We start from the raw sequence: 4,123 nt of genomic DNA, 5'->3' as shown, positions 1-4,123 counted from the left end.
GGGACTAATTTGAAATCTGTGATGAATCCACAGACGGGATCATTTAATGATGCTATTGGCCGCACTGCAGTGGCTGGTTTGGTTGGCGGCACTGTATCCTCTTTGACCGGTGGTAAATTTGCGAATGGTGCCGCTACTTCAGCTATACAGTGGTGGTTTAATGCTGAGGGAGACCCTTCAAAAAGACCGACATTTACTTCATCTGACGAGCGGATGTCTGACGTCATCAAAGGTCTAAATAAAATGTCCAGAGATGGAAAGTTCGATTCGGTTGGTGATCGTTTTACTGACGATATTGAACTTAAATATAATGCAATGGTGAATGCGCCTGACCCTGATACTGGAGTGACAGGATATTTTGAATATCAACCTGATAATCCAAATGTTATTTTGTATGCTGACCAAGTTATAAATGAGTCAAACATAGGACTTATTGGATTGAACATTGGTCATGAGCTAGTGCATCGTAGGGATTTCCTAATTAACCCTGGCATGATGAGGGCTCAAACCGAAATAAATGCTTTTAGATGGACAGAAGGGAATGCGATTAACTTCTTAGATCCAGGTTACGCTACACATTACCAGAGTTGGGCTGCTAACGAACGAGCCTTCTGGCAAGGACAACTGAAATGATAAGAATACCGCTTATGGTGTGTTTTGTTATGTTCGGAGTATCAGTATCCGCATCTGAGGAGCGGGGCTTCTGGTTGATTGGGGCTGGTGAAAATAATTCAATATTTGTTTCCAAGGCAGTTACATGGCCTTGGAGCCCTAAGATCGTGTCTATTAATCCAGAGCTAAGTGAATCATCAAATTGCCATGGGCTGGATATGGTCAAGAGTAAATTAACAACGCCTTTTTCATACGATGTGAGCAATCAAAATGCGTTCAAAATATGGATCGTCAAAGGAGTGGATCTTGTATGTCTGAGAAATATTTTTTCTGTTCAGGTTACCTATAATGCACATACTGAATCTGATATTGAATCAAATATTTCTATATCGAGGCCACCACCAACGAGTGGAGATTTACAAAAGGCAGGTATACCTCTTGGTTCTATGCGAGCTGAACTAAGATTTCTATTTTCTGATGCTGAACCAGTAAATTTTGCCTGGTTAAGAGAAAGGCCTAGGATCTCGATTCTGAATGGAGTTAAATTGGTGTCAGGCATTTACCCTGATGACGGTTCTCTTGATGTAGATGTTTTATGCTACGACAGCAACGGAAAGAGGTTATCACCTATACAAAGCGAATATGTACTTACTGAAGGGATCAAATTCATATCCTTACAATATGCTGGTAATGTTTCAATCAAAAGCTGCGATTTCCTCAAAAAGAAATAGTAAATCAACAATGTATACTCTTCTTGTACCTCAAGAGCGGCATCTTGCACCGATGCAGTTAGTAGCTACGACACCCATCCCACGGTGTCTTTTTTCTATCGCTAAGTGGCAAAACCGCCAGCAGCCCGGTCATGGTTTTCCGGTTGCGGTGGTCAGGGCAAATCGGCGGAGCGGGCAATGGCTGTCGGTGCCTGCAGTTGTTGACACCGGTTGGTATGCTCATAAAAACCGGTTTGTGTTGCCCACTTCAACCAAAAAGCCCTGCCTGCCTCGCTGGTTAGCTGCTCAGCGGGATATGTCGATGTTTGGGGCGCTTGCGGTTCAATCGGGTTATGTACATCTTCCTTAGCCGGATGTCGGATGCAGTACTTGGACTGGTGTTCAATACGATCTCTAAAAAGCTGTTGCCTGATTTATTGTGAAGGGTTAAAAAATCCCGTTCTTCCAAGAACCAACGGGGTCAGGTCCTGAGGGATCCCCACGAATTTAAGCATGTAAATAATCTCCATAGGAAGCGGTGATTAGCCTGAATTCATGGATCCCGTTTAGCCAGTCCCTTCGCCTTATATGGTCCAGCTTTCGAGCTATCATTCTCAGGGCTAAATAGGCATAGCTCAGCACAGCCCTGTGCCGGGTTGTGTTTGCTTGAAACTGCCGGTGCAGCCCAGCACTCACTCCTGATAATCCTATAAATATCAGTAAGGTATGAGCCAGTGTACCAATCAGAACTAATACTGCTAACCGGTTGGGACACTTGCAGCCTTGCCACTCGAGGCTTAATCCATAACGAGCTGATTTGTTATCACGGAAATTCTCTTCTATTTGCATGCGTGATCGATAAGCAGAGATAACTTGTTGTATAGATTTAGAATTCTCGACACTCAGGTTAGTGGCCAGTAACCAGGGTTCTTTTGCGCTGCGGGACTCATCCAGGCTGCAACTGGCACAACTTTTCTCGCCAAGCTTCGTTAGTTTGCTCCGGCCTTTTAACGTCTTTTTATGCAGGATTAACTGAGCCGGATGTTCGCTCTGAAGTGTGAGTTTCGCGTCAGCAAAAGCCTTGGTTTCTTTTCTGGCCTTTTTAAATAACTCCTGACAACTCAGCCAGCCGTAATCAGTGGTGTTGCACATTGAGTTTCCGCGAATTCGCCCAACAAAGTCCCAGCCCTGTTGCTCTATCAGTTTGAACCAAGGCACTTTAAAGCCTGAATCGGTGACGATAATGGGCTGACAGTGCGTAGGAAGCATATCTTTTAGCTGTTCAAGAAAACGTTGATTCTCCTCTGGTTTTTCCTTCTTATTCAACGGATACACCTGCTCGTACAGCGCTAAAGCGCGACCTTTAAAAGCCAGTGAAGCTCTTAGCAGGTAATTGCCACGGCAGCCATCTAAATCAGACCAGTCGATATGGATAACAGGGCGAGGTAAGTGACTGATGAGCAAACGGGTCAGTGCGGCATAAGCCAGGGGGCGTTCAGTTTGCATCCATGGGTTAGATAGTAAGCGGTCAGCTCGTTTTATCCGATGTTTTTCCTTGGTAGCTCCAGCGATACCCCGCCCAATACCGGTGACGGTAAGTGTTTGTTTTTCTATGCAACTTTGTACCGCAACCCGCAAAGACTCTCTGCGGGTTTTATGAGAAATAGGAGTGACGTTCTGGATAAAACTGGCTAAGATGCGGCTTACATTCATGGTGTTTTGGTCCTCTAATTTGTTTGGCGATAGATCAGATCACCAAGCACCATGAATGTTCCTTCTTAGCTCATCTTTTTGTTTTCAATCGATATTTCGTGGGGATACCTCAGGGGCAGGTCTTGAATATTGCACAAGAACCGGTGAAGTCGAAAAGAAACCAACGGCATCAGGTCTTGCTTGTTGCTTCGGCTTTTAGATGCAATAACCAAGGGGAAGAAAACACCGGGGTCAGGTACTGAGGGTGTACAACAAGAAGAATTCTTGGTGGTGATTATGTTTGATTTGGTAAAGTTGAAGAAATTTATTTTTTCACGATTTTTTGTTTTTTTAGTACTCTATATTCCTGTTTGTTATCTGGGACTGTTTGTTGGGGAGGTTTATAGTTTAACTCCTAAAACCTGCAAAACTAGTGATTGGGTGCAAGAACGATTGAATGAAATTCAGTCTGACAATAAAGACACTAACGTTGTTTTTTATGCTGACTGTAATGAGTTAATTAAGATATCGACTACTCGTTTGGTTGGCGGTGTATGCATTGCAGACTACTACCGATTGTTAGACTCGTCTGATAATCATCAGGGCCTTTTGTTTGATGGTAGTTTAGTTGCTGGAGATGACTGTAATTTTGAACGCTCAGTTTTTTTCTCAAATTCTGAGCATTTAACCTCTGAAGACGATTATGTATTGATTTGGTCTTTCTTGTCGGATCTGACTTCCGATTTCAAGAAGACTATTTCTGGGGGTATGGCATTTCAAGATAAGTATTTTAGTTTGGATTACTATGAGTTTTTGTTCAATGAAAAGTCGATGGTGTGTTTTAGTAATTTACTGCAAGAGTTTTCTATTCACAACAGTGATGGTTTTTTCAACTTGCGTATCGGGGGGGATTATGCCCCTTGGTATCTTGAAGTAAAAATAGAAGAAGGCGAGGTAATTGTTGTGGGGCTAACGAGAGGTGATATCTATGCTAACGATATGGAATCACAGAAGAAGAGAGATAATCTCTGCAAAGGGGCAGGAATAAGAAAACCAGGGGGTAAGGTCTTGAGAGATAAGCACGGTATAGCGTATTAAGCCGCGCTAAA

General features: G+C 43.2%; 4 protein-coding genes. 3 read left to right on the top strand and 1 reads right to left on the bottom strand.

Going from position 1 to position 4,123, the window contains the following annotated elements:
• Positions 1-633, top strand: a 633-nt coding sequence (locus RHEIN_RS21075; protein ID WP_008900067.1) for a hypothetical protein, incomplete at its 5' end; no start/stop codon positions are given.
• Positions 630-1,343, top strand: a complete 714-nt coding sequence (locus tag RHEIN_RS16230) for a hypothetical protein (protein WP_008900066.1) — start codon at positions 630-632, stop codon at positions 1,341-1,343. The genes RHEIN_RS21075 and RHEIN_RS16230, both read left to right, overlap by 4 nt.
• 486 nt (positions 1,344-1,829) lie before the next feature.
• Here RHEIN_RS16230 and RHEIN_RS16220 read toward each other — a convergent pair whose 3' ends face one another.
• Complete coding sequence (locus RHEIN_RS16220; protein ID WP_008900065.1) at positions 1,830-3,035, bottom strand: IS4 family transposase; 1,206 nt, start codon at positions 3,033-3,035, stop codon at positions 1,830-1,832.
• Between the two features lie 183 nt (positions 3,036-3,218).
• On the opposite strand from RHEIN_RS16220, the gene RHEIN_RS16215 reads away from it, so the two are divergent.
• A complete protein-coding gene (locus RHEIN_RS16215; RefSeq protein ID WP_040555298.1) occupies positions 3,219-4,112 on the top strand; it encodes a hypothetical protein in 894 nt (297 codons plus the stop codon).
• Positions 4,113-4,123: the final 11 nt, after the last annotated feature.

The sequence above is a fragment of the Rheinheimera sp. A13L genome (assembly GCF_000217935.1).
GTDB lineage: Bacteria > Pseudomonadota > Gammaproteobacteria > Enterobacterales > Alteromonadaceae > Pararheinheimera.
The sequence above is the reverse complement of the archived record's forward strand: the minus strand, read 5'-3'. Positions and strand labels throughout refer to the sequence as shown.